Raw genomic sequence first — 1,019 nt, forward strand, 5'->3', positions numbered from 1 at the left:
TTCCCCCCCCTCCTCCCTCCCCCCCCCCCCCCCTCCCTCCCCCCCCCCTCCCCCCCCCCCCCCCCCCCCCCCCCCCCCCCCCCCCCCCCCCCCCCCCCCGCTCGGTACCGGTGGGAGGCTGATGTGGTGACCGAGGTCGCCGACGCGCACATGACGGCGGCGGACGGGGAGCACGGCGAGTTCGTGCTGCCGGAGTCCTGGCGCGGGGTGCTGGCGGGGGAGACGGCGAAGCCCTACTTCGCCGAGCTGGCCGGCTTCGTGGCGGGCGAGCGGGAGACCCAGGAGGTCTTCCCGCCGCGCGGGCAGGTCTTCTCCGCCCTGGCGGCGACCGGTTACCGGGACGTCCGGGTGCTGGTGCTGGGCCAGGACCCGTACCACGACAACGGCCAGGCGCACGGGATGAGCTTCTCGGTGCTGCCGGGCACGAAGACCCCGCCTTCGCTGCGGAACATCTTCAAGGAGCTGCAGGCCGACCTCGGGCTGCCGGTGCCGGACAACGGCTACCTGATGCCCTGGGCCGAGCAGGGCGTGCTGCTGCTCAACGCGGTGCTCACGGTCCGCGCGCACGAGGCCAACTCGCACAAGGGCAAGGGCTGGGAGAAGTTCACCGACGCGGTGATCAAGGCGGTCAGCGCGCGCGAGGAGCCCTGCGTCTTCGTGCTGTGGGGCAACTACGCCAAGAAGAAGCTGCCGCTGATCGACACCGAGCGGCACGTGGTGGTGCAGGGGGCGCACCCCTCGCCGCTGTCGGCGAAGCTCTTCCTGGGCAGCCGGCCGTTCTCGCAGATCGACACGGCGCTGGCGGGCTTCGGCGGCGAGCCGCTGGACTGGCGGATCCCGGACCTGCAGGCGGGCTGACCGCCGGTTGGGCTGACCTTCGGGGGGCTGACCTTCGGGTGGGGCGGGGGGGGGGGGGGGAGAAGGAGCGGGGGGGGGGGGCTCGTCACTTCTCCCCTGGAATGAGGGAGATCGGAAGAGGCGGAAAGCGGAAAAAAGGACCGAGCCGAGGGAACAGACCA

1 protein-coding gene is annotated in these 1,019 nt (G+C 73.0%); it reads left to right on the plus strand.

Going from position 1 to position 1,019, the window contains the following annotated elements:
• The first annotated feature begins 150 nt into the window (after window positions 1–150).
• The gene (locus tag ACZ38L_RS14775; RefSeq protein WP_465692977.1) at window positions 151–858 is read left to right on the plus strand and encodes a uracil-DNA glycosylase; all 708 of its coding nucleotides are present in this window, start codon (window positions 151–153) and stop codon (window positions 856–858) included.
• Window positions 859–1,019 lie beyond the last annotated feature (161 nt).

The organism is Kitasatospora sp. NPDC024654 (assembly GCF_055559155.1).